The 812-nt window shown below is 47.2% G+C and carries 1 protein-coding gene; it reads right to left on the bottom strand.

The genetic code is table 11. The annotated features are described in order from the left end of the window. The coding region (locus A3766_RS06090) for a DUF5011 domain-containing protein (RefSeq protein ID WP_156508726.1) at window positions 1-812 on the bottom strand (812 nt) is incomplete at both ends.

The raw sequence follows: 812 nt of genomic DNA, 5'->3' as shown, positions 1-812 counted from the left end.
GCCTTGTTCATGGTTGACGGCTGAACTGCCGAGAATGGTAATAGAAGGGGCTGTCGTGTCGGCCACGATAACGGTTCTTGTAATAGATGTGGCTGCGTTACCGGATGTATCGATAACATTATAAGTAAGAATATAGGAGCCGGCAGTATTTGCATCAACGGAGCCCGTGACAAGGATATTTGCAGTTAAGTCTCCGTCAACGGTATCACTGGCGGATGCGCCTGCATCGGTATAGCTTGTTCCTTGCTCATGATTAGTTGGAGTACTTCCGCTTAAGGTCAATACCGGTAGCGTTGTATCAACAACTGTAATAGTACGTGTTAGTGTTGTTGCGTTATTTCCTGCGCTGTCGCTAACGTTGTAATTGAGAGTGTATGTGCCAGCGGCATTTGCATCGACAAAACCGGATACAGTGATGCTGGCGGTGATATCACCGTCAGTATTGTCTGTAGCACTGGCGCCACGGTCGCTATAAGCAGTTCCTTGTTCATGGTTGATGCTTGCCGAGCCAAGTAATGTGATAACCGGTGCGGTAGTATCGGTGACGATTACTGTTCGCGTAAGCTGTACGGCATTGTTCCCAGCTGCATCACTTACGTCATAGCTAATTACATATGTTCCAGTCGCAAGAGGGTTGACTGTTCCGCTTGAAATAATACTGGAGCTCAGGTCGCCATCAATATTATCTGTCGCACTTGAGCCTGCATCGGTATAGCTTGAGCCAAGTTCAATATTTACGGTTGTGTTGCCAATTAGAGTTATCATTGGTGCAGTAAAGTCGCCGACATTAACTGTTCGGACTTGTTGTGCGG

This window comes from Oleiphilus sp. HI0132, from assembly GCF_001635845.1.
Note: the sequence above shows the minus strand (reverse complement) of the source record. Positions and strands in the feature narration are given on the sequence as shown.